This is a genomic window from Moritella sp. Urea-trap-13 (assembly GCF_002836355.1).
Taxonomy (GTDB): domain Bacteria; phylum Pseudomonadota; class Gammaproteobacteria; order Enterobacterales; family Moritellaceae; genus Moritella.
This window is the reverse complement of the sequence record NZ_PJCA01000035.1, coordinates 59,866-86,196: the sequence shown is the minus strand read 5'-3', so window position 1 is coordinate 86,196 and position 26,331 is coordinate 59,866. Positions and strand designations below refer to the sequence as shown.

Genomic DNA, 26,331 nt, shown 5'->3' with positions numbered 1-26,331 from the left:
GTATTTTTTTATCGATAGTTATATCTATCGTTTAAACTGGTTGCGGGAGCAGGATTTGAACCTACGACCTTCGGGTTATGAGCCCGACGAGCTACCAGACTGCTCCATCCCGCGACAATGCTGTGTGTTCTTCATCAGAACTAAAGAAAGTGGTGGGCTGTGAAGGATTTGAACCTTCGACCAATTGATTAAAAGTCAACTGCTCTACCAACTGAGCTAACAGCCCCCGTAGCCTTTCTTTATAAAATCTCGTTACTTATATTATAAAATGTATTACAACATGTATTATAAAATAGTTAACCAAACTTAATAATTTGTGGTGGGTCCTACTGGGCTTGAACCAGTGACCCTCGCCTTGTAAGGGCGATGCTCTCCCAACTGAGCTAAGGACCCACAAATTTTGCTATATACATAGCGAACAAATTGGTTGCGGGAGCAGGATTTGAACCTACGACCTTCGGGTTATGAGCCCGACGAGCTACCAGACTGCTCCATCCCGCGACAATATGTTTCATTTAGCTTACGTTAGGGTACGTAATTAAATGTGGTGGGTCCTACTGGGCTTGAACCAGTGACCCTCGCCTTGTAAGGGCGATGCTCTCCCAACTGAGCTAAGGACCCACATATACCAAGTAAATTGGTAATAGAAATGGTTGCGGGAGCAGGATTTGAACCTACGACCTTCGGGTTATGAGCCCGACGAGCTACCAGACTGCTCCATCCCGCGACAATTCTATAATTAAAAGTAATTAGCTAAACGACTTACGTTGTTTCCGCTAACCCCTCTCAATGGCGGCTATAATACTTTTTTAAGAAAACTCTGCAAGTAAAATCTGCTTAGAATCACAATTCAATGATAAAACCCTGAATTACGTTCAGTTTAACACCAATGAGATGGTAAATAGTACAAGCTTAACGAAAATTAAAACGTATCAACTTCAACACATTATTTTAGAGCGGCCAGTTCTTGTTTGGCAAGCTTAGCAACAGTGTCATTAGGATAATCTTTGATCACTAACTCAAAATAACGTTTCGCCTCACTATTCGAACCAGCTAGCTTGGCAAGTTGACCGAGCTTCTGTAATGAGTCTGCGCGTTTATTCGATTCTGGATATTTAGTAACAATCTTTTCGAATTCAACTTTCGCTTCATCATTCTTATTATCTTTACGTAACAAAAGACCTAACCAATAATGTGCATTAGCCGCTAACTCTGATTCTGGATACGTTGAAATAAAACTTTGTAGCGCAGGAATAGCTTCATCATATTTACGCTCGTTTTTGATTAACTTTATCGCGTAATTATAAGAATCTTTCCCAGTTAAATTTACCGGCTGATTTGCTACATTTAGAATATTAGTGTCAGTTGCAACAGGCGTAACCGGTTTGGCGACCAGCGTAGTACGAATACGCTCAATATCATTAAGGATATCGCGTTGACGCTGAGTCACTTTGTTTTGTTCTAAATTGCTTTCTTCAATAGAGCCCTGCAAGTTCATCAATTCAATGGATAATTGATCAAGTCGTTGCTGAGTTTCTAATTGCGCTCTTGTTCGAGCTTGGAGGATATTCTCTATTCGGGTAAGGCGCTGCTCAATTGAACGAGTTGGTTTGTTCGTTACCACCTGGTTAGCACTTGCTGTTGCATCAAGTACCGTAGCGGGTGCAGCATGGCCTAAGCCACTATAAAGAACGGCCATGATCATGGCCGTTTTAGTATTAATTCTAATCAAGGTGACTAATCCTTAGTAAACTAGCACTGCACGTCGATTTTGAGAGAATGCAGCAGCTGTGTGAGAAGTATTTACTGGTTTCTCTTCACCATAACTAACTGTTGAAATTTGGCTTGAAGAAACACCTAGATTGTTCAGGTATTTAACCACTGCATCAGCACGACGATCGCCTAGTGCGATGTTATAACCTGGCGTACCACGTTCATCAGCATGACCTTCAATTAATACTTTAACCGCTGGGTTATCAATTAAGAAGTTAGCGTGATCTTGTAATAGCTCACCGTATTCAGCTGTAACAGCTTGTTGATCAAAACCAAAGTAAACAACGTGACGTTTACGTAATTCGTCAATCACTTGTTTTTTAGCTTCTTCAGTTGTTAGATTTTCAACACCATCGATACTTACATCAGTGTCGCTACCAACAACAACATTTGAACCAGATTCAGCATCTGCGTTAGCTGCATCATTAGTTGCTTGTTGTGCAGCACTTTCTACTGCATCGTTTGTAGTTGTATCAGTTGTTGAGCTACATGCAGCCAATGTCAGCATTGGTAACGCAATCACTAAACTTTTTAAGATTTTATTTAGTTGCATTTTCATTTTCCTATCAATGATTAATTCTTTTTAGATGTCAAGAAAGGTGACCAAGCTGGTGCTTTTACTTCTCCATCACTTGCTGGTAATACGGCCTTAAAACGTCCATCCATTGAGACTAGCGATAATACCTGTTTTCCCTTAACAACCGTGCTGTAGATCACCATACTGCCATTTGGTGCAATGCTTGGTGATTTATCAAGACGACCGTCTGTCAGTTTTTGAACATATCCATCTGACAAATCCTGTTTCGTTACACTATACTTACCTTTTTGCAAACTGACCATAACTAAATTCTGGCCATCAGGGCTAATTGAAGGATTTAAGTTCGCGTTGCCCTCAAAGGTAAGTCGTTTAATTTTCTTACTTTCTAAATCAATTTGATAAATTTGCGGGCGACCACCACGCTCAGATGTAAAGACGATCGACTTGCCATCGGGAGCCCATGTTGCTTCGGTATCAATACCGCGATTTTTAGTCAGTCTATCTAGTTTTTTCGTTTTCAAATCGTAAACATAAACGTCGGCTTGGCCTGATTTAGACAATATCATCGACAGTTTAGTACCATCAGGTGAAAATACCGGTAAAATATTACTACCTTTATACGGCTCTATTAATTCACGTTTTTGTGTTACCAGGTCATAAATCCAGATTTCATGCTTTTTGTCTTCCATACTCATGTAAGCCAACTTTTTACCTGTTGGGTCCCATGACGGTGACATAACCGGCTCTGTCGAGCGGAATAGTACATGCTGATTCATGCCATCATAATCAGAGATTAATAATTTAAATGGATACTTGTCGTCATAATTAATAGCAACATAAGCAATACGCGTTAAGAATGCACCACGCGTGCCGGTTAAGTTCTCAAAAACATAATCACTTAAACGGTGTGAGATATGGCGCGGACGACGCGTCGAGAAATTGCCTTTCAAGTTCAACTTAATATGATCGTTATTTTTTACTAATTGTTCATCAATTTTTTGTGGTGTTTGGTTTTTAAAACCAGACAACACATTTATTAACTGAAAATGGATCTGCAAACGACCATCAGCTAGAGGTTTTACGGTACCGATAACAATCACTTCAACACCGGTTTCTTTCCATGCCGCATAATCAACCGCATTTTCTGTTGCTGGTGTTTGTGGCATCAAACTACGATCTAATGGTGAGAAACGACCACTGTTACGTAAATCATCAGCAATAATACTGGCAAAATCGGTCATGTTCTTTGGTTTTGGCTGTGCACCTAACCATTTGAACGGTACAACAGCAACAGGTCTAGCACTGTTTGTACCTTCGGTAATGACAATTTCTAACGCCGCATGCGCGATTTGTATCTGCATGAAGCACAAGATAAAGAAAGATAACAATCGTTTAGTTATATGCATATTAAATCTCTGGTCTAAAAATTAAATTAATATTTTTAAGCTTGTTAGCCACTTCCGGATCAGCAGAAATAGGTAAGGACCCAGCCTTATTCACTGCGTTAACACCTGCACGACAAACAATACTATCGCCTTTGCCACTGGTTACGCTTAACACCAAGCCTGAATCGGATAAACGAATATTAAGCGCACAAGATTTACCTTTCATTGCATCACTGGTTAACATATTACGTTGGATCGAATTTTGAATCCGCGCCGTATATTTATCAATTTCACTAAGTACTTCTTGCTGACGTACCGCATCAAGCTGTTGGATCTCACTATCAAGCTCGGATGCAAATTCCGCTTCAATCTGTTCTTGCATCAAGCGCTCTTGCTTGTCTCGTTCAATTTTAGCTAAACGTTGACGTTCTTTTTCGGCCGCTTTACGTTTTTGCTCAGCAACACGCTGCTTTTCAGCTTCCTGGCGTTTACGCTCTTGCTCGGCTTGCTGTTTCGCTTGTTCTGCTTTTTTACGTTTATTTTCGGCTGCAACAGCCGCTTGACGTTTACGTTCTTTTTCCTGTGCAGCGAGACGTTTATTCTCCGCGGCGACAGCTGCAGCTTCAGATTTCTTACGCTGCTCATCGGCTTTTTTGGTTTTCGCTTCCGCTTTTTTACGTTCTTCGACTTTCTTCAAGCGTTGCTGCTCAGCTTTAACCGCAGCCGCTTCAGCATTTTTGCGTTCTACTTCTTTTTCTGCTCGTTTGGTTTCAGCGCGTTTTGCCGCTTGTTCGGCCTTTTTCTGCTGTTCTTGGGCCTTTACAATGGCCGCTTCTTTCTGCTGACGCTCTTTATTAAGCTTGTTGATACGATCTTCAGCCGCCTGTATACGTTGCTGCTCTTTTCTGCGCTTTTCTTGTTCCGTGCGTTTGATTCGATCTGCATGCTGCTTTACAGCCTGCTCACTAACAACGACAGCTTGGATCGCTTGTGCTTTTGGTTTTGGCAGCGGTTTCAATGGTGTAGATGTTGCACTCAAACCAAGTAATACCAGTAGTACAACATGTAATCCGACCGAAACAATAACAGCAACGGAGTACTTAGACTGATTATCCTTCATCTTTATTTATACCCTACTCTACTGCTCGACGGGGTCTGTCATTAGACCCACAGAAGGTGCACCAGCCTGCTGTAGAACGACCATTAAACGGATCACTTGTTCATACGCTACTGAACCATCACCTTTTACCACAACAGGTGTATCCGGCTGTAGTTTCAAGTGAGCAGCAACCAACACAGCTAAATCATCTGGTGACATCGGTGATTTATCACCATCGCCAACATCGAGATAATACAAACCATCTTTATCAACAGAAGCGACGATTGGTGGCTTACTGTCTTCAGATAATGCTTCGGAATGTGCTTGTGGCAAATCAACTACCACACCTTGAGTCACGAGCGGTGCTGTCACCATAAAGATAATAAGCAGCACCAACATGACATCGATATAAGGTACTACGTTAATTTCCGCAACAAGTCGTCTACGCTTACGTTGATAAGGCTGCATCGCTTAATCCTGCGTTTGTTTGGCCAAACTCTGGCGATGTAAAATACTTGAGAATTCATCCATAAAATTAACGTAATTATTTTCAATTCTCATTACTTGACTAGAAAATCGGTTATAGGCAACGACAGCAGGAATAGCGGCAAATAGACCCATAGCTGTTGCAATCAATGCTTCAGCGATACCTGGCGCAACCATTGCCAGTGTTGCTTGCTGCACGGCACCTAATGCAATAAATGAGCTCATGATACCCCATACGGTACCAAACAGACCGATATAAGGACTAATTGAGCCAATTGTTGCTAGGTTATTTAAATTAACTTCAAGCTCATCAACTTCACGTGATAAAGCAACGCGCATCGCACGATGACTGCCATCCATGATCGCGTCGGTATTCTCTTGATTAGTATTATGAATACGCACATATTCCTTAAAACCGGAATGGAAAATAAGTTCCATACCTTGGATATTATTCTTGCGCGCTTCACTTTCTTTATATAATTTTGATAAATCAATACCAGACCAAAATCTATCTTCGAATCGTTTTGATGCTTCGTTTGCTTGCTTCAATGCTTTAGAACGATGGAAGATCATCGCCCATGATGCAACTGACATTGAAAGCAATATTAACATGACTGCTTTTACCAGCAGACTTGCTTCCCAAAAAAGACCAAAAAATGAAATATCAGCAGCTTCCACTGGTTAGTTTCCTTATAATTTCTATCGGCATCGCACAAGGTTTCTTGTGAGACAATTGAATGCATGCCACTTTAACTGTTAATTCTGACAATAATTTACCATTTTCATGATAAATGCTCTGAGAGAAGACCAGCGATGCGCGTTTTAGTTCCTTAATATGTGATTTTATAATTAATAAATCATCAAGGAATGCGGGGTAACGATAATCTATGTCTATTTTGCGTACCACAAATGCAAGATCTTGTTGTAATAACAGCGCTTGTGAAAAGCCTTTATCACGTAACATTTCTGTTCTGGCGCGCTCTGCATAGTTCAAATAATTACTGTGATAAACCACGCCACCAGCATCGGTATCTTCAAAATAAACACGAGCCTTAAACTCACTCTGTATTATTTCACTCTGCGTAGCATCGCTCATTACCATTTCGCTTTTTATTGTTTTCTGCTTCATTCGGCATCTTTTCACTGCTTCATAAAGCCGAGATTGTAAGGTCATCACTCGAACTTATAACGCAGCAATCAAAACATTTAGCGTTATAAGTTTATTAATATACCTGACAAAAATGAGATATGAAATTGATTTAATATCAAGATTAGGTTTCTACGACTATTTTTCTGGATAGTCAAAACCTAAATGTAGATAAGCACGCTGTGTCGCAATCCGACCACGAGGTGTGCGTTGCAAGAAACCTTGCTGAATAAGGTAAGGTTCGAGTACATCTTCGATCGTTTCACGTTCTTCACCAATCGCCGCTGCAACATTATCTAACCCAACCGGACCACCAGAGAAAGTATCAACGATGGCAATAAGTAACTTCCGGTCCATGTAATCAAAACCGCATGTATCAACGTCCAGCATACTTAACGCCGCTGACGCGATCTCCGCGTCAATGTCACCCTCGTGTTTTACTTCAGCATAATCACGCACACGACGTAATAAACGATTGGCGATTCGCGGTGTACCACGTGAGCGCCTGGCTATTTCTAGCGCGCCAGCACTGTCCATATTCAACTCTAAACACTTTGCCGAGCGTAATACAATATCTTGTAAATCTTCCACTTTGTAAAATTCAAGGCGTTGCACAATACCAAAACGATCACGCAATGGTGATGTTAATGAACCCGCTCGCGTCGTCGCACCAATGAGCGTAAAAGGAGGCAAATCAAGCTTAATAGAACGGGCTGAGGGCCCTTCACCAATCATAAGGTCTAATTGATAATCTTCCATTGCCGGATATAATATTTCTTCAATTGACGGATTTAAGCGATGAATTTCATCAATAAACAACACGTCATGGGGCTCTAGATTAGTCAGCAAGGCAGCAAGATCGCCCGCTTTCTCTAATACTGGACCTGACGTGGTTTTGATGCTTACGCCCATTTCGTTAGCGACAATATTCGCTAACGTGGTTTTACCTAATCCAGGTGGTCCAAAAATTAATAAATGATCCAGTGCATCATCACGACGCTTACTGGCTTCAATAAAAATTTCCATTTGACCACGTACGTGATCCTGACCTTGGTAATCTGACAACATTTTCGGGCGAATGGCACGGTCTACCACTTCTTCTTCACGGACGGTACCGCTAGAAATTAATCGATCAGCTTCAATCACTAAAGTAACTTCCTAAATTAATTCTGTAAGGTGGCACGTAATGACAGACGAATGATATCTTCACAACTCATACTTGGCTGTGCAACTTGTTTGATCATCTTCGCGACTTGCGCAGGTTTATAGCCTAAACCAACCAAGGCCGCTTCCGCTTCTTCAATCGCATTTGATGCTGTATTACCATAGCCTTGGAGTTGGGCTTTATCCGCTTCAGGGGTAAATAAATCTTGCGTCACCCAGTTTTTAAGGCGATCGCGCATTTCAACTAATAAACGTTCGGCCGTCTTTTTACCGACACCCGGTAATTTAATTAAACTGTTAATATCATCGTGTTCAACACAGTGAGCAAATTGGTTGGCGGTCATACCCGACAAAATAGCCAACGCCAGTTTAGGACCAACACCGTTCACTTTAATCAATTCACGGAACATTAAACGTTCCATCTTGTTGTTAAAGCCATAAAGCAATTGAGCGTCTTCTCGAACCACAAAATGGGTGTAAACGATCACTTCGCTATCAACATCACCAAGCTCATAAAAGCAGCTCATTGGCAGTTGAACTTCATAACCGACACCATTTACTTCAAGTAAAATTTCCGGTGGTTGCTTTTCTAATAAAGTGCCACGTAAACGTCCAATCACAATTATTTTCCAACATGTTAAATACGAATATAATGTTCAATAGCATAATAAAATACTGGTTAAATATCCAGATCTTTTATCTCAACGTCAAAATACCTAAGGTTATTAATTGAAGCGTCCGCGTGCTGTTCCTTTGACTTTACCCGCCATATTTATCAAAGTACGTAAACTCTGCGCATGGCATAATGCCACAGCCAGTCCATCAGCAGCATCCGCTTGTGGCGTACCAGGTAACTTGAGTAGATTCACCACCATTTGCTGGACTTGTTCTTTATCCGCGCCACCGTTACCTACGACGGCTTGCTTGATCTGACGGGCGGTATACTCCCCCACTTCCAAATCATTTGATACCGCAGCAACAATAGCGGCACCACGGGCTTGACCCAACTTCAATGCCGATGCCGCATTTTTACCCATGAATACATCTTCAATGGCAAATTTATCGGGCTGGAATTGAATAATGATTTCACTCACACCCGCATGAATTTGCTTTAATCTTTCCGGTAAGTTCTCACCAGAGGTGCGGATACAACCGCTACCCAAATATTGGAACTTGCCGTGTATATGTTGGATCACGCCATACCCGGTGATACGCGAACCGGGATCAATGCCAAGAATAATGCTCATAGTCAATTTTCTTCAAATGTCATGTTTATAATTACAGTATACCTGCTCCTCAGCTTGAAACCTAAACGCACTAACACATCCAGCATGCCGGAAGAATAATGTGTATAAATCAAACAGTAAAAACGGCTAATCAGGCGTTGCATTTTTCGTCATGTTGTAAAGAAGTGTATTTCAAATCATTTGGCCATATTGATACATTGTCAATCAGGGCTAGCTTGCTATAATGCGGTTTTTACGATGTACCTTGTGGGGCTAAAATGAAAAGAGTCGTGTTATATACACAGAAAAAGTGTCCAAATTGCGATACGGCGAAGCGCTACTTAGATGAAAAAAGGATCCCGTATCGTTTATGCAGTGTAAACGACCCACGCGGCAGTAAAGAATTAGCCGCTATTGGTGGTCGTGGCGTACCAACGCTTAAGATTGGTGACCAAGTATTACGTGGATTCTCAATTAAAACATTCGAAAATGTATATCGCGATTAATCTCGCGCACGGACCTGACTGTTATTACACTTATTGTTAATGGCAGTATTTAATCATTACTTATGAATATGGATAATAGATCATGAAGAATCGCATTGCTCAGCTAGGACTTATAATCAGTTTATTGTTTTCAACTTTAGTAAACAGTGCTGAGATAGACAACATCGAGCTTAAAGTGACCATGAAGCAAATGAGATTAGCGTATACTCAAGCAATGAAAACAACATCAGCGGATGAATTCACTACTCGTATTGATGAAATGAGTAAAATGCTAGCCGTAGCGCAAAGCTATAACTTTTCACCTGATCGTGCAGAAATGTCACATCAAGGTTTGGATAAAGTAGAATCAATATTGAACAGCATTCAACAAACCGATATTACCGAAGAAAATCTTACGGTTGCCAAAAGCAAACTAGAAGATGTTGATAGCTTAAGAAAAGAATACCACAAGAAAAGTAAACCAAGCGTATGGCAGCTTATTTTCGGTTAATACTGAGCAGCCGCTAATATAAACACTTATATACGTTATTTGACGGTCATAATGCCGTTATTTTGCTAAACATATCTTCATAGAATGTAGGAACAGATTAAATGTCAAAGACTCTCGATAGCAACCAAATCGCGACAATTCAAGCTTATGATGCAGAAAAACGTCTAAGCTATTTATTAAAAGAAGTAACTAGCGAACGTCAGATCTGGATCCTAACGGATGAGCATGGCTGCGTAATGCTAAACAATGAAGACGAAGATTGTGTTCCTGTATGGCCTAACGCTGAATTTGCACAATCATGGGCAACTGGCGAATGGAAAGACTGTAAAACAGAATCGATCTCATTAGCTAAATGGCAAAGCCGTTGGACATCAGGCCTAATGGATGATGATTTAGCACTAGTTATTTTTCCTAATCTTCAAGACGAAGGCCTTATTATGTTCCCTGATGAATTTGATATGGCATTACAGAAACAACTGAAGAAAAACAGCTAATCGCCAAATAATAATTCTAACAGCCTGCCTGCATCAGATGATAACGGCAGGCTTTTTTTTGTTTACTTCCCCCGCCCGCTACGGAGATCTTCATCACTAAGTGATAGCAATGTTATTTTATTTATCATCAATCTCATGTATGGTTTCTCTTTCCTGTGTAATAGGCCTAACGATATGATTTCAAACAAGCTAAAATTATTTATTGTCTGTATATGTTTCTCACTATTAAGTGGTTGTTCACTGGTAAAATGGAAAATAGGCAGTGATGAGGACAGCCTTAAAGCGGTTGGTTTTACACAACAAGATATTAGCCTAGATGAAGGCGGTACTTTGAGCTATTGGCGCGGGGGCAAAGGCCAACCACTATTATTAATCCATGGATTTGGTGGTAACGCCATTACCACTTGGAAAGATGAAATGCTTGCCTTAAGCGCAGATTATGATGTTATTGCACCAGACCTCGCTTGGTTTGGTGATTCTTTTAGTGCCGGTGAAGCCAACCTCACCACAGGAACACAGGCTATATGGCAGCTAGTGAACCAACTGCAGCTTGATAATATCAACATCGCCAGTATTTCCTATGGTGGCTTTGTTACCTTCAATATGATGAATAACAGTCCTCACGAAAACCGTCAGATTAATAACGCTATTATTATAGCCAGCCCAGGTCCCTACTTCAGTGATGATGATCTTGGTGCGTTAAACACCCGTTTTGCTGTTGATAACCCAGAGGACTTCTTTGTACCAAAGAACAGCGATGAATTACGTCGTTTATTTGATGGCACTTTCGTTGAACCTAAAATGATGCCAGATTTTGTTGCCGACCAAATTTACCAAACTTACTTTGCCGCTTGGCATAAGCAGAAAGTAGCCATGATCCAATCGCTACCTGCAGATCGAAATGCGTTACTGCAAGCGCCCCTATCATCAACACCGACACTCCTAATTTGGGGTGAAAAAGATCGTATTTTCCCTATCGAAGACGGTATTTATCTCAGTAAAAAAATCCAAGCACCCCTTGTTATCATTCCAAACACTGGCCATGGCGTCACCAATGAGCAATCTGAAATAGTCGTACGTTTAATCAAGACCTTTATCGAAAGCGAAAAGATATAACGACTATTTAAGCGTGTATCACGGCATAAAGACTGATTTATCTACAAGGCTGAGGTTATCCTTGGTATTTTGTAGGTAAGACATTTATTATTTAGCTGTTATTATGCCGTTATGAAACTTTGAGAGTATTGAATTAAATTATGAGTAAAAAACATTACGTAGTATGGAAAGGTGTGAAGGCTGGGGTATTTGATAACTGGTCTGAAACTAAAGCACAAATTGATGGCCGCAGTGATGCTCAATATATGGGTTTTCCGTCAAAAGATGAAGCAGACCAAGCATTCGCCTCAACCTATACTCGCGCATTAATGAAACGCTCATTCGCAAAAGATGATGCGACGGGGTCTGGCGTTAAACCAAAAACAACACGTCCAGCCGGCGCTCCAAAATCAATTTTATCCGCAGCGCCACAAGTCGCTGACTTCAATATTTACTGTGATGGAGCTTGTTCTCCGAACCCTGGTAAATCGGGCACCGGCGTGGCAGTTTATGAAAAAGATAAACTTTCGCAATTATGGTTCGGTTTATACGAAGAGAATGGTACCAACAACTCCGCAGAGTTAAATGGTTTATTAGTTTCATTCCGCTTAGCCGCCCCACATATTGAACAGGGTAAAACCGTACAAATCTTATCTGACTCAAGATACTCAATTGATTGCATAACTAAATGGGCAAAAGGTTGGAAAAATAAAGGTTGGAAACGCGGTAAAAACGAAGAAATTAAAAACCTTGCTGTTATTCAACAATGCTTTAGCTTATACGAGCAATTAAAATCTAATTTAATTATTTCTCATGTTAAAGGCCATGCCAATATTGAAGGCAATGAATTGTCGGATCGTATGGCTGTACTAGCACGAACTCAGCAAGAGCCAAAATTTGTGCAATATACTAACAGTATTAACATTGCTGACATTCTAGCGATGCCATCGGGTTAATTGATTCCCGGTGTAAAACTATATTCAGCCCCTCAAAAACAAAACAAACTGGCTTGTTTATTATTCACAGTGAATAACATCACTGCCAGCTTGTTTTCATCATCCGAAATAAACCACTAACATCAAGATAATTTATTGAATTGGTGAGCAACCTTTAAGCAACAGTGCTACGTTCGCACTTGATTTAGCCTGTGCATAATAACTATCTGTCGTGGTGACAGCGCCTTCGGTCATCGTACCAATATCTGCCGATATAAGTGGCGCGATAACCGTTAACGCCGATGCAGACTGACGATCAGCTTCATACGCGGTAAATGCTTTACTGATCTCTGGACAGGTAAAAGCATCCGCACCTTGCTGCGCCATACTGTAAGCTTGAGAAGACGTTTCACAACCAGCAAGCGAGCTGGCAAATAATGCTATTGCAATTATTTTATACATTCATATTTCCTTATTTTATATGTACACACTGCCAATACACAGCGCTTCAATCAACCCTGTCTCATCCAGTATAGGTTATAAAATCAAGATAATGTACGACAAAGCACGCTGCACTAGGCTACAGCATATTTACATTTATCATATCCACGTTAAGATACTCATCACACACGACTTAATGCATGGGTTTATATGTCAACATATTGTTTTAAAAGGTTAATATCGCTTCTAATTGGTAATACCCTCATTCCAGTCTCGGCAGCGAGCATCTCTGAACTCTCAGACATTGACTGCAACGCGATGGTAACAGCAGGCGTCATGTCCGCTGCTGCACCAGTACAATGTGCGCGTTTAAAGCAAGTGCAGTTCGACTATATCGATTTCCAAGATCAGCAACACAATAATGGTTCAATTATCGTCATGGATGCGGTTGCACCGTATATCGCGACTATTTTTGAGCGCTTATATACCTTGAAATTCCCTATCAATAAAGCCCAGCCAATACGTCATTACCAAGGCAATGACGATTTATCCATGGCTGATAACAATACCTCTGCATTTAACTACCGCCCTATTGCAGGTAAGCGTTCACTCTCTATTCATGCCTATGGGTTAGCTATAGATATTAACCCCAAACAAAATCCGTTTGTTGAGTTTGGTGAACAAGGTAGCGCTAATTTCAAGCCTGAAGATGGGGCTAAATATGCCAATAGAATGCAATTTAGATATGGTAAAGATCAACGTCAAGGTTTTGCGGAAGATGTAATAACGACGTTTGCTGATAACGGTTTTTTATACTGGGGTGGTTTTTGGAATACGCCGATTGATTACCAGCACTTTCAAGTTAGCCGTAATATGGCCAACTTGATGTCGGCAATGCCTGCTGATAACGCAGCTCAATTCTTTGACAATTATGTGCAGTGGTATCAATCATGTAAAGCCAGTTATCCGGTGGCTTATGCTGAACATAAAGTCAGTGATTATACCCACTATTTAGAAAACAAACTAAATAGTGGGTCATTAAGTAAAACATTTAGCCAATCACCTGCGACTGTCATAGCGGCGATGCAGAAACCGCTACAGACTTCAGCTATGTGTGTAAAAGACTAGATTGAATAAAGTAAAACTGAGAACGTTATTATTCGTCGCCCAATGATTTATACGGCCAGTAAAAATGGCCAGCACGGATGATAACGGTTGCTATAGCCAATACTAATGCAGCCATTGACAGCCAAACAACATCTAAACTCTGTAATTCTTTCATCCCAAGTGTGACATAGCGGGCAATAGCCATCATCGCGATATAAATAGGATAGCGAACTGGGATCTTACCATTCACCACAAACTGCTGGATCATTGCCAGTACTTCAAGATAAATAAACATGAGCAAGATATCAGTTAACTTTACCGTGCGTAATTCATAAACATGATAGAAGTCATTTGCCATCGCAAATATGGTTGCCAGTGTAATTGCAACCAACAGGACAGCTTCGATATAACTAAATAACTTTAAGAAAACATGACTAAATTTCTTTGGTAAATGAGATGGCATAATAGCTCCGAAAGATAAATATAATACTCATTTAACTAATGAGTTATTCTGACAATATACAATAGTTTGTAAACAATTGTATATTTCAATATTGGCTAAGTCGCCGAATTAACGCTCATCTTTTAGTCAGCCAAATTAATACTACTTCAGCAACAACCTCCATTTACATTAAAATAAATATAACAAGATAAACACTAAGTACGATATTTGTTATTATATTATTTATCAATAACTTTTCATATCAATGCCTTAAGATTTTAATTTACGATTTAGTGGATCAGGCCAAAAGATAACCACTGTCAGCACATGTCATACTTCATATGTATGAAATTATCATTATTATATTTTTTATTAATAACTTCATTCTATAATATTAAAAACATAAGACGAGTTGTCGCCAATGGAGTTAGTCGTGCGAAATGTTCAGAAAATAACGATAGGCATAGTGATCGTTACCTTAGTTATTTTAGTTTGGTATCATTTCCGCGCTAATACTAAAACCTATACAGTCACGCCTGACAAGTTCAGCTTTACCAATATCGATGATAGCAGTAAAGGTGGTTTAAGCAGTTCTGCAATTAATTTTAAAGATGGCAAAGTTTACCTGACTTGTGAAGTCGTTAAAGACTCTAATTATCCATGGCCATATTGTGAGTTAGAGATCAGTCTTTCAGATAGTATTTTTCAAGGCATCGATTTCTCGGAATATAATAAAATCAGTCTTGATATTGATTATACCACCACGCATGCTAATAAACGGCTACGTGTATATATCCGTAATAGTCATCCTGCCTATACCCGTGCGGATGAGCGAACCTCATTAAAATTCAATGGTATTGAATACCCTCCAGGTTTTGGCGACGGCGCAAAAGCCATTACGCTTGATACTTTCCAGGTATTGACCTGGTGGATAGCTGATAATAATGTCGATCTTGAGCACGCATCCTCTGATTTTTCCAACGTACCAATTATTGAAATTGCCACGGCATCCGGAGTCACCGAAGGAAGCTTTGAAATCATCATCAATAGCATTGAATTTCAAGGCGTATGGATCGAAGAATCCACCTTACTCAAGGGGCTTTTGTATACCTGGCTATTATTAATAATCGGTTTTATATTATATGAACAAAGTAAGTTGTATCGAAGACTGAAAAAAAGTCATCAAAGGGCAGGACGTCTGTTTAAATTAAATCAGAACTTAACCGAAACCAACGTCAAATTTTCCGCATTAGCCAATAGAGATCCACTCACCGGAGCACTAAATCGAAATGCGGTACAGGATTGGTTAAAAAAAATGGCTCAGGAAGTTCGCTGGGGAAACCAAGATTTCTCGGCGCTGTTTATCGATATTGATTATTTTAAAAATGTTAACGATGAATATGGTCATCAAGTCGGTGACGATATTTTACGTGAGTTTGTACTCGTGATATCGACGAATATTCGCAACAATGATTTTTTAGTTCGTTGGGGCGGAGAAGAATTTATCGTGTTCTTTCCTGAAACCAATAACGAGCAGGCGATGAATAAAGCCGAAACACTTCGACACATCATCGAGTTGCATGAATGGTGCCATCACAAGTCGCTAACGTGCAGTATTGGTGTCGCTCAAATGGGGCAAGAGCGGATAACAGAAATGATTGCACGCGCAGATGAAGCTCTTTACAAAGCGAAAGGTAGCGGCCGAAACAAAGTGGTTTGTAGCTTGCCACCTTTAAAATAAATGATATAAAAAGCCAGCGACAGGGCTGGCTTTTTATATCTCGAAAACAGATCTTGTTACGCTGTTACTGGTTTTTCTTCTGATTGTTTAAGCACGGCATAACTTACACCCGTCACTAACGTACCCGCAGCAATAGCCACTAAGTACATAAATACCGGTGTAATTGCATTTGGAATTAGCAGTACAAACAGACCACCGTGCGGCGCCATCAATTCAGCACCAAACAACATAGATAATGCACCAGTCAATGCACCGCCAGCAATACAGCTAGGGATAACTCGCATTGGATCGCGGGCTGCAAACGGGATCGCACCTTCAGAAATAAAGCATAAGCCTAATACAAATGACGCTTTACCCGCTTCTTGTTCACTACCGTTAAACTTACGTTTCGCAAGGAACGTCGCCAGTCCCATACCTAACGCTGGTACCATACCTGCAGCCATAACCGCCGCCATTGGCGCATAGGTTTGTGATGCTAATAGACCAACACCAAAAGTATAAGCGGTTTTGTTTACTGGACCACCCAAATCGAAACACATCATACTGCCAAGAATAATACCAAGTAGCACAGCATTCGCAGAGCCCATGTTATTCAAGAATTCCGTCAAGGCATTCATTGCTGCAGAAACTGGACCACCAACCACATATATCATAACCAAACCGGTGATCAATGAGGCTAAAAGTGGAATAATTAAGATTGGTTTCAGCGCTTCCATTGACTGTGGCAATTGCACTTTTTCAGCAATTAACTTAGCCGTATAACCAGCAAGGAAACCCGCAACGATACCACCTAAGAAGCCGGCACCAGTAGAGCTGGCTAACATACCACCAATCAAACCTGGCGCTAGACCTGGACGGTCAGCAATCGAGAAAGCGATGAAACCTGCAAGTACCGGGATCATTAACGCAAATGCAGAACCACCACCGATCGTCATTAACGCAGCGGCTAATGTGCCCTCTTCTTTAAATGCTTCAATACCAAACACAAAAGATAAGGCAATCGCTAAACCACCCGCAACAACTAACGGCAGCATGTGTGACACACCTGTCATCAAATGCTTATAAGCGCCGGTTTTTTCTGAGCTAGCATCACCGCTTGCTGCGGCTTTACCGTGACGATAAACTTGCGCATCGTTAAAGGCATTACCCATAGTTTGTTTGGTTTTCTTCAGGGCTAGCCCGGTACTGGTCTTATACACTTTTTTACCATCAAAACGCGCTAAATCGATATCAATATCTGCCGCGATAATCACCACATCGGCAGCAGCAATTTCAGCACTGCTCAATTGGTTTTTAGCACCAACAGAACCACGGGTTTCAACTTTAATACTATGCCCTAAACGTTGACCTTCTTGCTCTAGCGCTTCTGCCGCCATAAAGGTATGGGCAACACCCGTAGGACAAGCCGTGATAGCAACAATCGTTTTACTGCTAGTATCGGCATCAGTACTCGTAACCGCTGATTCATTACTGCTAATTTCATTACTAATAGTTAGCTCAGTCGCATTATCAATCGCTTGCGCTAAATATGCCTTAGCATCTGTAAATACGGCATCCACAGCTGAACGATAGACTTTTTTCCCAATAAAACGGCTGTCATCAACATTGGAATTAGCGGCAATAACAACACACTCAGCCGCGGCTATCTGCTGCTTAGTTAGAGCGGTCGTTGGTGCCACAGATGAATGACACTCAATATCTGCTTGCCAATTTAACTCTGCCACTGCTTTTTCTAATAAACCCGCAGCAATAAGGCTGCTTGCGATGCCACTTGGACACGCCGTTACAATTGCAATTTTCATTATGAATATCCTTTATTCGCCAATAGTGATGCGTTCACTCATCGTGATCACTTCATTTATATCTTTAACGCCAACACCCACTTGTGTCACTGCTAATGCTGATAACGCAGTCGCGAAACCTAATGTTTGTTTTTTATCCCAGTTGTTTAACTGTCCCCAGCACATACCTGCGACTAAGGTGTCACCCGCACCAACGGTACTCACTACGTCCATTTTAGGTGGTTTAGCCTGTAACCAACCTTCATGGTTTAGCCACATAACACCTTCAGCGCCCAGCGATACCACGATATTAGTGATACCAGTACTTGATAACTGCTCTGCGATCTCAACTAAACTCTTGTCCGCCATTGCGGCGCCTTTAGTATCTCTAGCATCTTTAGCCCAGTGTGCCAACTCTTCATCATTGGGTTTGATCAGCCAAGGCTGCACTGCAATACCGGCACTCAGCGCAGCATTACTGCTATCAAAAAATACCTTTTTACCCGCTTGCTGTAACTGCGTGATCCATTTAGCACATTGCTCTGGTGTCACGCCAATCGGTAAACTGCCTGCCATCACAAATACATCATGATCAAGCGATAAGTTAGCGAGCATGGTTTCAAACTCAACAATCGCAGCCGCTGTCACACTCACACCAGGGAAGTTAATATCACTGACCTGACTGCTCGATTCGACTAATTTAACGTTGATACGCGTAGCGCCTTGCACGCGAATAAATTTGTCCTTGATATTACTACGTTCAAACAATTGACCAAACGGCGCTTGATTCTCAACACCTAAGAAACCCGTAGCAGTCACTTCTGCGCCAAGTTCCGCTAATACTTTCGCAACATTAACGCCTTTACCCGCAGGCTCTAATGCACAGTGTTGCACTTGGTTTACCGTGCCTGTAGTCAATATCTGTAAATGCCCAGTTAAATCTAATGCTGGGTTTAACGTCACAGTGACGACTTTTAAATTTGTTAATTTCATGGTCATTATTTACCTTCACCTAATCCAGCTTCGATACCTTCACCTATGGCTTTGAGTGCGAGTTCCGCATCTGTACCATCCGCAGTAAATGTTAATGCTTCATCACAATGCACGCCCAACGACATTAGTTTCATCAAACTTTTCGCATTGGTTGATTTACCCGCCGCATTGGTAACTTGGATATCAGCCTGATACTGCTTGGTAATATTCACCAACATGGCACTTGGTCTGGCATGTAAACCGTGACTATTATGAATGGTAAATGTTGCTGTTATGCCACTTGGCTGCACTTCTGTTAATAAACCAATAATGGTGTCAGCGTCCGCATTAAATAACTGGCTCACTTGTTGGTTATAAATTAAATCGACCACACACTGCATATTATCTAGATGTAGATTGTTAGCACTTGCTAGCATGAGTAAGCCTTTAACAGCTAAGCTATTCGGCTCTGAAATATTCTGCTGTAAGCTTTGTTCTGGCGTCACAAATGAGATTGCGGTAGTGGTTACTGCTTTGCTAGTTCTCGCTAACCATAAACCTTGACCAAGATGGCATGCTGGTGTGGTAATAGCATCAGCAACACCGTTATTATCAATGCAATGGTGATGCTTAAGTAACCCTGCAGCGACAGCGGTCAATTGGGATAGATCTTGCGCAGGAAAATCCAGCTGTATCAACTCCGCAGTTAATAACGTGGCAGATTGCTGCTTACCTTCAAGACTATTACCTTCAAGCAAGGCAATAATCGCTTTTGCACTGTCGCATTGCTGTAGTTGCTGCTCGATACCATCTGCACTTAATACATGAGTAAGCTGTTTTAAAATAGCCAGATGTTCATCCGACTTAGCCGCAATCGCAATCGCCAGGTAAACAGTTTGCCCCTCGCCCCAATCAACGCCTTGTGGGTAATGGTGTAATTGCACACCGGTTTTATTGACCAATTCACGTGTATCAACGGTCCCATGCGGGATAGCGATACCATTACCTAGATATGTAGAGTGCTGCGCTTCACGCGCTAACATCCCGTCGACATAACTTGCTTCAACGTATGTTTTATTTGCCAAGCTTTGCGCAAGGGCTTTAATGGCGTGCTGTTTGTTCGGCGCCGATTGCTTTAATTGAATGTCATTCGAAGACAGTGACAACATAACTTTACTCCATACTTCTGTAAATAATATCGTAGGTAATAACACGACGTTGATGTGTTTATTATTTGCTTACCAATTACTGCTTACTTAGGACTTGCTTACTACTTACTTTATAGGTAGCTGAATCGTTTCAGCAATTAGTTTGTAAAAAAGGCTTCAGTGATGACAAAATGATTATAAATGGCATTGCTGAAACCTTTCAGCTAGTATAGTGAAGTGTTTCTTAGCTGATTACAATTTTCAATAACAGATCATTTAAGAAACTTTGAGCAAGCGCACAGATTAGGGATGAAATAATCATGACATTAGATGAAATAGCCAAATTAGCAGGTGTATCACGTACCACTGCCAGTTATGTGATTAACGGTAAAGCCAGTAAGTACCGCATTAGCGAAAAGACCCAGCAGAAAGTAATGGCGGTGGTTAATGAGCATAATTACCGCCCTGATCATGCTGCGCAATCGTTACGCGGCGGCAGTAACCGTTCGCTTGGTTTAATCATTCCTGATTTAGAGAATAGCAGTTATGCCAAACTAGCCAAATTACTTGAACGTGATGCTCGTAAAGCCGGTTATCAGCTAATCATTTCATGCTCTGATGATGATCCAGACACCGAGATGAAAGTTGCAGAGACTTTGCTCAGTCGTCGTATCGATGCTTTATTAGTGGCTAGTGCCCTACCCGCTGAACACAGCTATTATCGGACAGTGCAAGCCAATGGTGTACCGGTTATTGGCCTTGACCGGGCGATGGATGATGAGATTTTCGCCTGCGTGATCAGTGAAGATTTAGAGGGTGCCTATGAGTTAACCCAAGCTTTATTAGCAGACGATATTCACTCTATTGGTTTAGTTGGCGCTGTACCTGAGCTGGGCATATCTAAAGAACGTGAACAAGGCTTCTTATCAGCCATCAGTCAGCATGGTCATGGCATTAAGCCGTTAACCGCTTACGGTGATCATTTTAGTCAACAGCAAGGTCAAGCCCAAGTACAACAATGGATTGATAGGGGCACATTTCCCGATGCTATCTTAGCCACTTCGTATACCTTATTTGAAGGGGTACTGGATTGCTTGATACGCAACCCAAGTTTAATGGCAACCACCAAACTGGCGACCTTTGGTGATAACCGGTTATTGGATTTCTTACCCAGTAAGATCCAATCATTACCGCAACAATTTGAATTAATTGCCGAACATGCGTTAAAAATGGCGCTTAATGCGGCTAATGGTCGCAACCACCCCGGTATTGAAGTTGTGTCCCGTAAGATCATCCGTCGCTAATAGCGAGTGTTCGAACACCAATAGCTTATCGATACGGTGCGAATAAAGGCAATAGCCAGTCAATGAAAGTCTGCACTTTCAACGGTAATGGACTGGCTGTCGGTGTCAGTAAATAATAACTATACGGGCTAACAAAACCTGCTGAAAATGGAATGACTAAGCTACCATCCGTTAATTGTTGACTGACAAAAAACCGCGGAATAAGCGCCACCCCCATACTGCTCACAGCCGCTTGACTAAGCATATAGAAATGCTCCATACCAAATTTGTTATCTGTGGTAATGGCAATGCCAATATCATCAGCCCAGAGACGCCACAATCCAGGACGAGAGGTATGCTCTAACAAGGTCATCTTGTTGATATCTTGCAGTGAGGTCATTTTTTTAGCCAGTTGTGGCGAACACACCAGACAAAGATCTTCATCCATCAGTTTAAGTACATTACAACCCAGCGGCTTTTTCGTCGCACTGCGTATGGCGATATCGTATTGATGCTGGCTAAAATCAATCGCAAAATCACCAATAGACAGATCGACAAACAAATTCGGATGACTGAGTTTAAAGTTTTCTAGGCTCGGAATTAACCAGTTAATGGTTAAACTCGGTAATACATTAATGGCGATACGTTGTGCTAATTGCGGCTGAGATATAAGTTCTTGCGTCGCGCCATTAATTGTTTGCAGCGCACTCTGCACCTTAATCAAATAAGGTTTTGCCTCTTCAGTAAGCACTAACTTGCGGTGCTGACGAATAAACAAATTAACCCCTAGATATTGCTCTAATATCTTCACCTGCTTACTCACTGCGCCATGAGTCACGAAAAGTTCTTTCGCTGCTAGCGTAAAACTCACATTTCTCGCTGCTGATTCAAAAACACGCATGGCATTTAATGGCGGTAGATTAGGATACATAGAAATACTCATTTTAAATAAGGAATAAAAACAGAGTGAGTTTATCTCACACTACAAAGAAGATAACTCCTTTGCACTACACCTGCAAATAAGATTATATTGTCTTCTCACATTACGCAGGAGCAAAGCATTATGATTTTGGATATGTCATTACAATTATCAACAGAAATTGTTGGTATGCTATTTTTAGTCGCCGTCGTCGCCGGATTTATTGATGCGATTGCTGGCGGTGGTGGTTTACTGACTATTCCAGCATTATTATGGGTTGGCCTGCCTCCAGCAACCGCGCTTGCCACCAACAAACTGCAAGCCTGTGGCGGTAGCTTCTTTGCTAGTGTTTATTTTATTCGTAAAGGCCTAGTCGATATAAAGAAAATGAAGTTCGCTATTGGCTGTACCTTTGTTGGTTCAGCCTTAGGTAGTATTGCCATCCAATCCATTGATCCCAGTATTTTGGAAGTCATTTTACCTTTCCTTATTCTGGCTATCGGTGGGTATTTTTTATTATCCAAACAAATCACCGATGAAGATAAACATCAGTTACTCACACCGACCCTGTTTGCTATTACAGCCGCATTTGGTATTGGTTTATACGATGGTTTCTTCGGCCCTGGCACAGGCAGTTTCTTTGCGTTGGCGTTTGTATCATTGGCAGGGTTTGGTTTAGCAAAAGCCACAGCGCATGCTAAAGTGCTAAATTTTACCACCAATATCGCGTCACTGTTATTCTTTGCATTAGGCGGGAAAGTATTGTGGGCACTTGGCGGCATTATGTTGGTAGGCCAAGCGTTAGGGGCAACACTTGGTTCACGCTTAGTATTATCCAAAGGCGTTAAAATCATTAAACCCTTGATGGTGACTATGTCTATCGCCATGAGCTTAAAGCTGCTCTTTTCTTAAGGTATGCGTCTTAATATAGTTAGGCCTATTTAAGCAGTACTTATTTAAGGAGTGACTTGCCACTGATGCTGCTCGGCATCAGCTTGCAAGTGCGTATCAAAGCTGGCTAATAAGGCCGCAGAACAACTTGATAACTCCACATACGCCTTGCCTTCTTCTGGAAAAGTATGCACAGCAGCATGACTTTCAGCTAGCAACCACAATGCGGTATAACCTTGCGGTTGAAAATAATGCTCAACAAAATTTAATACGCTAAAACCTGCATGCTCAAGGTCTGCAGAAATCACACGTTTAAGTGCTTCACTATCACAGCAGCTTAACCACCAGCGTTGATTATATATTTTTGCTTCCATCGTTATTTTCACTTACTCAAATTACACTAAAACAACATAGTCACAGGGTATCAATCATTATCCACTGCAACTAATTCTTATACAGTTCTGACTCAGTTTGCCACGCCGCACGATTATAGTCATACAAGACCCCAGAGCCTAATCGGTTAATGTCAATCGTGTCCATTTTGTCATAAAAATTACCGGGGAAAACAAACGACGCCAACAAGAATTGCTTATTTAGCCACTTAGATGGTATAGGCAAGGTATCGAATTCAGCAATACGCTGACTTGCTGATTTACCGCGGGTTGTCGCTATCGTCCAGCCCCACTGGCCAAATGACGGAATATTACGTTGATACTGTTCTACGTGTAGAAAACCCGCTTCTTTAACCGTCTTACCTATGCTTAAAAATGCCTTTTGAGCATGATAAGGTGACGTCGATTGTATCGCTAAGGCACCATCAGCCGCTAACAATTGGCGCACCTGATTATAGAAAAAATCACTGTAGAGTTTATTCAGATCAGGGTGATTTGGATCGGGTAAATCAATAATGATGGTATCAAACTTAGCCCCTTCATCGAGCAATGTTTCCACTTGTAAAAATGCATCAGTAGCAAACAATGTTAACCGCGGATCTTGTAATGACGCTTGATTTAAGCGCAACATACGTTGTTTAATCGCTTCTGGCGCCGCATAATCAACAGTCTTAGCACCAAACAGGGCTAATAGTTCAGCATCTAAGTCCACTAAGGTCACCGCCTCAACAGGCCAACGTAATACATTACGCAAGGCTAAACCGTCACCACCACCAATAATCAACACTTTATCATGACGATTAGAAGCCATCATTGCCGGGTAAACTAACAAATCATGATACAGCTGCTCATCGACACTGGAAAACTGTAAATGACCGTTAATGAACAAATCTGTCACCGGTTCAGCGTGATTTTTTAAATAACGTTCCGTCACCACTACATGTTGATATTTTGTCGATTGGGAATAAATCACTTTGTCTTTATACAACACACTACTTAATTGCGCTAACCAACCTGTACCTAAGGTAAGAATAACCGCGAATAATGCAATTAATAATAAATGGCAGACAAACAACAACTTCGCCCAACGGATCTTATCTTGATAACGCCATAAAAATGCTAAACCAGCAATAATATTAAATAATGCCGTCCATGCCGCCGCTTCCATAATCGGTAACGATAACATGATCAACACCCAAATAGCCGCGCCAATACCAGCACCGATATAGTCAGCACCGTAAATAGTACCGGCATTATTTTCTAAAAATCGGCCATACACTTGTTGGCGCACGCGGGCAATCAACGGGATCTCCATACCAATAAAGATACCTAGCACTAAACCGAATACATAAGGCATGAATTTAGCTATTTTTTCTAGCTGTTGTGGCAGGTAACCATCGAGTACTACGTTACTGGGTAAGTTAAACGTCGCCGATAATAACTGTGGCAAGCTATAACTTAAAGCGATCATCGCTGAAATAATTAAAATACAGCTCATACCGATTAAGGCGATCAGGGCTTCTAACCAAGCGAATGCGGTAAAGGCATCTTTAAACCAACGCGCCATAAATGCGCCTATGCCCATCGCCACAATCATGGTACCGATCATGGCATAAATAGCACTCTCGACAGAACCTAATATCCTGCCCGCATAATGCGAAAGCAAATATTCATAGATCAAGCCGCAGCCAGCAAGAATGATCATCACCGAAATTAATAACGCATCGTGAAACCATAATGAACGTTTACGCTGTTGTGCTTGCTGGGCTTTATTATCACTATTTACAACTGAGGGTTCCACACAATGCCTTACTGTAGTTTAATTTAAAAAGCTCAAACTCAATAACATCAACAGTATAAGAAAAACTGCTGCAAATTATCGAATTTGAGCCATATCGATGACTTAGATAAAGAGATTATCTTAACGAAGCATTAGCTACCAAGTAAGGTTGCCATTGTTAAGCCGATTGAGAATGATACCGTTGCCGAGATCACTGCAACACCGATATTCTTTTGGCGAATAACTTCATCAGCAATATCAATACCAGATAAGATCACTTTGATGGTAATCAATTGTAACACAGCGAAGATAGCCACACTGACAATCGCGGAGAATGCCCAATATGTCAGGCTAAGGGTGATATTATCAGCAGCATAAGGTGCGAGACCGGTTGCCGCGGTAATAGCTAAGCCAGAACCGATCAAGAAACCAGAGTAACGGATACCAACAGCCAAGTTATCGTCTAAGATAAGTTGCTGTAGACAATCACCCGTACGCTTGAATAAACGTACACGGTATTTACTCACTAGCAGCATAATGATGTTGGCAACAACAAACGCAGCAACCACGACAGGTAATCCATGCCAACCTTCCGTTAGTACCCAGATCAACGCAGAACGTACCACAATCGCGACAGTGACAATATGACCAAAATCAACGAAGGCCGCCGTGACGTTACCTTTTACGATCTCATCGTGCAGACTGACTTTTTGCAGTGTCACTTTATCTTGGAAAAAATGACCGGCTTTAATTAACGCGATAGCTAATAAGCCATAACCCAGCATTTGAGTTGCTTCTTCAAATAATGAATCCGCAAAGTCGCCACTGGTGACGCCAGTTAATACAATTGCAAGTCCAGCTAAACCGGCGGCGAAACTAATACCAAAGGCAAAGTTATCGCGTTTGGCGATTTCATCATTGGCATGTAAATTTGATACCCAGCCTTTGATCATTTTTAAACTCACAAATAACGCAATGATGACAATAAAGTCAATAACCAGTGCTTGTGTCGTCCACATAGTCAATCCATCAAACTCGTACATACTCAATCTCCATAACTTGTTCTTTCTATTTGCTCAAGGCTATCTATCTTGCT

At 41.3% G+C, this 26,331-nt stretch carries 28 protein-coding genes and 6 tRNA genes; 9 read left to right on the top strand and 25 right to left on the bottom strand.

The window, feature by feature from the left end; all coding sequences use genetic code 11:
* Positions 1-37: 37 nt before the first annotated feature.
* The 16 genes from CXF93_RS16670 to ruvC all read right to left on the bottom strand — a co-directional run bounded on the left by CXF93_RS16670 (position 38) and on the right by ruvC (position 8,839).
* Positions 38-114, bottom strand: a tRNA-Met gene (locus tag CXF93_RS16670).
* Positions 115-150: 36 nt separating this feature from the next.
* Positions 151-226, bottom strand: a tRNA-Lys gene (locus tag CXF93_RS16665).
* Positions 227-317: 91 nt separating this feature from the next.
* Positions 318-393, bottom strand: a tRNA-Val gene (locus tag CXF93_RS16660).
* Between the two features lie 31 nt (positions 394-424).
* Positions 425-501: transfer RNA gene (locus CXF93_RS16655), tRNA-Met, on the bottom strand.
* 44 nt (positions 502-545) lie between these two features.
* Positions 546-621: transfer RNA gene (locus CXF93_RS16650), tRNA-Val, on the bottom strand.
* A gap of 29 nt (positions 622-650) precedes the next feature.
* A tRNA-Met gene (locus CXF93_RS16645) sits at positions 651-727 on the bottom strand.
* 219 nt (positions 728-946) lie between these two features.
* Complete coding sequence (ybgF, locus tag CXF93_RS16640; protein ID WP_101063655.1) at positions 947-1,732, bottom strand: tol-pal system protein YbgF; 786 nt, start codon at positions 1,730-1,732, stop codon at positions 947-949.
* A 12-nt stretch (positions 1,733-1,744) separates the two neighbouring features.
* On the bottom strand, positions 1,745-2,326 hold the full coding sequence (gene pal, locus CXF93_RS16635; protein ID WP_101063654.1) for a peptidoglycan-associated lipoprotein Pal: 582 nt from the start codon (positions 2,324-2,326) through the stop codon (positions 1,745-1,747).
* Between the two features lie 20 nt (positions 2,327-2,346).
* On the bottom strand, positions 2,347-3,717 hold the full coding sequence (gene tolB, locus CXF93_RS16630) for a Tol-Pal system beta propeller repeat protein TolB (protein WP_101063653.1): 1,371 nt from the start codon (positions 3,715-3,717) through the stop codon (positions 2,347-2,349).
* Between the two features lies 1 nt (position 3,718).
* Positions 3,719-4,816: a cell envelope integrity protein TolA gene (gene tolA, locus CXF93_RS16625; protein ID WP_101063652.1), complete on the bottom strand. Its 1,098-nt coding sequence runs from the start codon at positions 4,814-4,816 to the stop codon at positions 3,719-3,721.
* A gap of 18 nt (positions 4,817-4,834) precedes the next feature.
* Positions 4,835-5,263 carry a protein TolR gene (gene tolR / locus CXF93_RS16620; protein WP_101063651.1) on the bottom strand — a complete coding sequence of 143 codons (429 nt, stop codon included), beginning with the start codon at positions 5,261-5,263 and terminating at the stop codon, positions 4,835-4,837.
* Between the two features lie 3 nt (positions 5,264-5,266).
* Entirely contained in the window at positions 5,267-5,959 is a 693-nt protein-coding gene (tolQ, locus tag CXF93_RS16615; protein WP_101063650.1) for a protein TolQ, read from the bottom strand.
* Positions 5,946-6,410, bottom strand: a complete 465-nt coding sequence (gene ybgC / locus CXF93_RS16610) for a tol-pal system-associated acyl-CoA thioesterase (protein WP_232784246.1) — start codon at positions 6,408-6,410, stop codon at positions 5,946-5,948. The genes tolQ and ybgC overlap by 14 nt, the downstream gene beginning before the upstream one ends.
* A 156-nt stretch (positions 6,411-6,566) precedes the next feature.
* Entirely contained in the window at positions 6,567-7,574 is a 1,008-nt protein-coding gene (gene ruvB, locus CXF93_RS16605) for a Holliday junction branch migration DNA helicase RuvB (protein ID WP_101063648.1), read from the bottom strand.
* Positions 7,575-7,591: 17 nt separating this feature from the next.
* On the bottom strand, positions 7,592-8,212 hold the full coding sequence (ruvA, locus tag CXF93_RS16600; protein WP_101063647.1) for a Holliday junction branch migration protein RuvA: 621 nt from the start codon (positions 8,210-8,212) through the stop codon (positions 7,592-7,594).
* Positions 8,213-8,317: 105 nt separating this feature from the next.
* Positions 8,318-8,839: a crossover junction endodeoxyribonuclease RuvC gene (gene ruvC, locus CXF93_RS16595; RefSeq protein WP_101063646.1), complete on the bottom strand. Its 522-nt coding sequence runs from the start codon at positions 8,837-8,839 to the stop codon at positions 8,318-8,320.
* Between the two features lie 257 nt (positions 8,840-9,096).
* Between ruvC and CXF93_RS16590 the strand changes: the two genes are divergently transcribed.
* The 5 genes from CXF93_RS16590 (at position 9,097) to CXF93_RS16570 (ending at position 12,359) form a co-directional block, all read left to right on the top strand.
* Positions 9,097-9,324, top strand: coding sequence for a glutaredoxin family protein (locus CXF93_RS16590; RefSeq protein ID WP_101063645.1), 228 nt, complete (start codon positions 9,097-9,099; stop codon positions 9,322-9,324).
* 82 nt (positions 9,325-9,406) lie between these two features.
* Positions 9,407-9,814, top strand: coding sequence for a cytochrome b562 (locus CXF93_RS16585; protein ID WP_101063644.1), 408 nt, complete (start codon positions 9,407-9,409; stop codon positions 9,812-9,814).
* A 101-nt stretch (positions 9,815-9,915) separates the two neighbouring features.
* Complete coding sequence (locus CXF93_RS16580; RefSeq protein ID WP_101063643.1) at positions 9,916-10,308, top strand: DUF2750 domain-containing protein; 393 nt, start codon at positions 9,916-9,918, stop codon at positions 10,306-10,308.
* A 174-nt stretch (positions 10,309-10,482) separates the two neighbouring features.
* Positions 10,483-11,424: an alpha/beta fold hydrolase gene (locus CXF93_RS16575; RefSeq protein WP_101063642.1), complete on the top strand. Its 942-nt coding sequence runs from the start codon at positions 10,483-10,485 to the stop codon at positions 11,422-11,424.
* Between the two features lie 140 nt (positions 11,425-11,564).
* Positions 11,565-12,359, top strand: coding sequence for a ribonuclease H family protein (locus CXF93_RS16570; RefSeq protein ID WP_101063641.1), 795 nt, complete (start codon positions 11,565-11,567; stop codon positions 12,357-12,359).
* Between the two features lie 132 nt (positions 12,360-12,491).
* Here CXF93_RS16570 and CXF93_RS16565 read toward each other — a convergent pair whose 3' ends face one another.
* Entirely contained in the window at positions 12,492-12,800 is a 309-nt protein-coding gene (locus tag CXF93_RS16565) for a hypothetical protein (RefSeq protein WP_101063640.1), read from the bottom strand.
* A gap of 189 nt (positions 12,801-12,989) precedes the next feature.
* Between CXF93_RS16565 and CXF93_RS16560 the strand changes: the two genes are divergently transcribed.
* On the top strand, positions 12,990-13,907 hold the full coding sequence (locus CXF93_RS16560; RefSeq protein ID WP_101063639.1) for a M15 family metallopeptidase: 918 nt from the start codon (positions 12,990-12,992) through the stop codon (positions 13,905-13,907).
* A 28-nt stretch (positions 13,908-13,935) separates the two neighbouring features.
* Here CXF93_RS16560 and CXF93_RS16555 read toward each other — a convergent pair whose 3' ends face one another.
* Entirely contained in the window at positions 13,936-14,349 is a 414-nt protein-coding gene (locus CXF93_RS16555) for a phosphate-starvation-inducible protein PsiE (RefSeq protein WP_101063638.1), read from the bottom strand.
* A gap of 412 nt (positions 14,350-14,761) precedes the next feature.
* On the opposite strand from CXF93_RS16555, the gene CXF93_RS16550 reads away from it, so the two are divergent.
* Positions 14,762-16,069 (top strand): GGDEF domain-containing protein, encoded by a 1,308-nt coding sequence (locus tag CXF93_RS16550; protein WP_101063637.1) that lies wholly within the window; start codon positions 14,762-14,764, stop codon positions 16,067-16,069.
* A gap of 56 nt (positions 16,070-16,125) precedes the next feature.
* On the opposite strand, the gene fruA is transcribed toward CXF93_RS16550, so the two are convergent.
* From fruA to fruB, 3 genes are read right to left on the bottom strand one after another with little or no spacing between them, the layout of a single operon-like run.
* Entirely contained in the window at positions 16,126-17,871 is a 1,746-nt protein-coding gene (gene fruA, locus CXF93_RS16545) for a PTS fructose transporter subunit IIBC (RefSeq protein WP_101063636.1), read from the bottom strand.
* Between the two features lie 12 nt (positions 17,872-17,883).
* Positions 17,884-18,849, bottom strand: a complete 966-nt coding sequence (pfkB, locus tag CXF93_RS16540) for a 1-phosphofructokinase (RefSeq protein ID WP_101063635.1) — start codon at positions 18,847-18,849, stop codon at positions 17,884-17,886.
* Positions 18,849-19,991 carry a fused PTS fructose transporter subunit IIA/HPr protein gene (gene fruB, locus CXF93_RS16535; RefSeq protein ID WP_101063634.1) on the bottom strand — a complete coding sequence of 381 codons (1,143 nt, stop codon included), beginning with the start codon at positions 19,989-19,991 and terminating at the stop codon, positions 18,849-18,851. Before fruB ends, pfkB begins: the two co-directional genes overlap by 1 nt.
* Positions 19,992-20,290: 299 nt before the next feature.
* Here fruB and cra point away from each other — a divergent pair, with 299 nt between their 5' ends.
* Positions 20,291-21,274: a catabolite repressor/activator gene (cra, locus tag CXF93_RS16530; RefSeq protein WP_101063633.1), complete on the top strand. Its 984-nt coding sequence runs from the start codon at positions 20,291-20,293 to the stop codon at positions 21,272-21,274.
* Positions 21,275-21,299: 25 nt separating this feature from the next.
* Here the strand turns inward: cra and CXF93_RS16525 are convergent, their stop codons facing one another.
* Positions 21,300-22,184 (bottom strand): LysR substrate-binding domain-containing protein, encoded by an 885-nt coding sequence (locus tag CXF93_RS16525; protein WP_101063632.1) that lies wholly within the window; start codon positions 22,182-22,184, stop codon positions 21,300-21,302.
* A 132-nt stretch (positions 22,185-22,316) separates the two neighbouring features.
* Between CXF93_RS16525 and CXF93_RS16520 the strand changes: the two genes are divergently transcribed.
* On the top strand, positions 22,317-23,084 hold the full coding sequence (locus CXF93_RS16520; protein WP_101063631.1) for a TSUP family transporter: 768 nt from the start codon (positions 22,317-22,319) through the stop codon (positions 23,082-23,084).
* Between the two features lie 44 nt (positions 23,085-23,128).
* On the opposite strand, the gene CXF93_RS16515 is transcribed toward CXF93_RS16520, so the two are convergent.
* The 3 genes from CXF93_RS16515 to CXF93_RS16505 form a co-directional block, all read right to left on the bottom strand.
* Positions 23,129-23,437 (bottom strand): S-adenosylmethionine decarboxylase family protein, encoded by a 309-nt coding sequence (locus CXF93_RS16515; RefSeq protein WP_101063630.1) that lies wholly within the window; start codon positions 23,435-23,437, stop codon positions 23,129-23,131.
* A gap of 70 nt (positions 23,438-23,507) precedes the next feature.
* Complete coding sequence (locus tag CXF93_RS16510; protein ID WP_101063629.1) at positions 23,508-25,256, bottom strand: polyamine aminopropyltransferase; 1,749 nt, start codon at positions 25,254-25,256, stop codon at positions 23,508-23,510.
* A gap of 131 nt (positions 25,257-25,387) precedes the next feature.
* Positions 25,388-26,278 carry a DUF350 domain-containing protein gene (locus CXF93_RS16505; protein WP_101063628.1) on the bottom strand — a complete coding sequence of 297 codons (891 nt, stop codon included), beginning with the start codon at positions 26,276-26,278 and terminating at the stop codon, positions 25,388-25,390.
* Positions 26,279-26,331: the final 53 nt, after the last annotated feature.

What these genes read in the sequence shown, in the direction of transcription:
- pal (WP_101063654.1), bottom strand. Translation starts at nt 2,326, where the DNA reads ATGCAACTAAATAAAATCTTAAAAAGTTTAGTGATTGCGTTACCAATG.
- tolB (WP_101063653.1), bottom strand. Translation starts at nt 3,717, where the DNA reads ATGCATATAACTAAACGATTGTTATCTTTCTTTATCTTGTGCTTCATG.
- tolA (WP_101063652.1), bottom strand. Translation starts at nt 4,816, where the DNA reads ATGAAGGATAATCAGTCTAAGTACTCCGTTGCTGTTATTGTTTCGGTC.
- tolR (WP_101063651.1), bottom strand. Translation starts at nt 5,263, where the DNA reads ATGCAGCCTTATCAACGTAAGCGTAGACGACTTGTTGCGGAAATTAAC.
- ybgC (WP_232784246.1), bottom strand. Translation starts at nt 6,410, where the DNA reads ATGAAGCAGAAAACAATAAAAAGCGAAATGGTAATGAGCGATGCTACG.
- ruvC (WP_101063646.1), bottom strand. Translation starts at nt 8,839, where the DNA reads ATGAGCATTATTCTTGGCATTGATCCCGGTTCGCGTATCACCGGGTAT.
- CXF93_RS16590 (WP_101063645.1), top strand. Translation starts at nt 9,097, where the DNA reads ATGAAAAGAGTCGTGTTATATACACAGAAAAAGTGTCCAAATTGCGAT.
- CXF93_RS16585 (WP_101063644.1), top strand. Translation starts at nt 9,407, where the DNA reads ATGAAGAATCGCATTGCTCAGCTAGGACTTATAATCAGTTTATTGTTT.
- CXF93_RS16580 (WP_101063643.1), top strand. Translation starts at nt 9,916, where the DNA reads ATGTCAAAGACTCTCGATAGCAACCAAATCGCGACAATTCAAGCTTAT.
- CXF93_RS16575 (WP_101063642.1), top strand. Translation starts at nt 10,483, where the DNA reads ATGATTTCAAACAAGCTAAAATTATTTATTGTCTGTATATGTTTCTCA.
- CXF93_RS16570 (WP_101063641.1), top strand. Translation starts at nt 11,565, where the DNA reads ATGAGTAAAAAACATTACGTAGTATGGAAAGGTGTGAAGGCTGGGGTA.
- CXF93_RS16565 (WP_101063640.1), bottom strand. Translation starts at nt 12,800, where the DNA reads ATGTATAAAATAATTGCAATAGCATTATTTGCCAGCTCGCTTGCTGGT.
- CXF93_RS16560 (WP_101063639.1), top strand. Translation starts at nt 12,990, where the DNA reads ATGTCAACATATTGTTTTAAAAGGTTAATATCGCTTCTAATTGGTAAT.
- CXF93_RS16555 (WP_101063638.1), bottom strand. Translation starts at nt 14,349, where the DNA reads ATGCCATCTCATTTACCAAAGAAATTTAGTCATGTTTTCTTAAAGTTA.
- fruA (WP_101063636.1), bottom strand. Translation starts at nt 17,871, where the DNA reads ATGAAAATTGCAATTGTAACGGCGTGTCCAAGTGGCATCGCAAGCAGC.
- pfkB (WP_101063635.1), bottom strand. Translation starts at nt 18,849, where the DNA reads ATGACCATGAAATTAACAAATTTAAAAGTCGTCACTGTGACGTTAAAC.
- fruB (WP_101063634.1), bottom strand. Translation starts at nt 19,991, where the DNA reads ATGTTGTCACTGTCTTCGAATGACATTCAATTAAAGCAATCGGCGCCG.
- cra (WP_101063633.1), top strand. Translation starts at nt 20,291, where the DNA reads ATGACATTAGATGAAATAGCCAAATTAGCAGGTGTATCACGTACCACT.
- CXF93_RS16525 (WP_101063632.1), bottom strand. Translation starts at nt 22,184, where the DNA reads ATGTATCCTAATCTACCGCCATTAAATGCCATGCGTGTTTTTGAATCA.
- CXF93_RS16520 (WP_101063631.1), top strand. Translation starts at nt 22,317, where the DNA reads ATGATTTTGGATATGTCATTACAATTATCAACAGAAATTGTTGGTATG.
- CXF93_RS16515 (WP_101063630.1), bottom strand. Translation starts at nt 23,437, where the DNA reads ATGGAAGCAAAAATATATAATCAACGCTGGTGGTTAAGCTGCTGTGAT.
- CXF93_RS16505 (WP_101063628.1), bottom strand. Translation starts at nt 26,278, where the DNA reads ATGTACGAGTTTGATGGATTGACTATGTGGACGACACAAGCACTGGTT.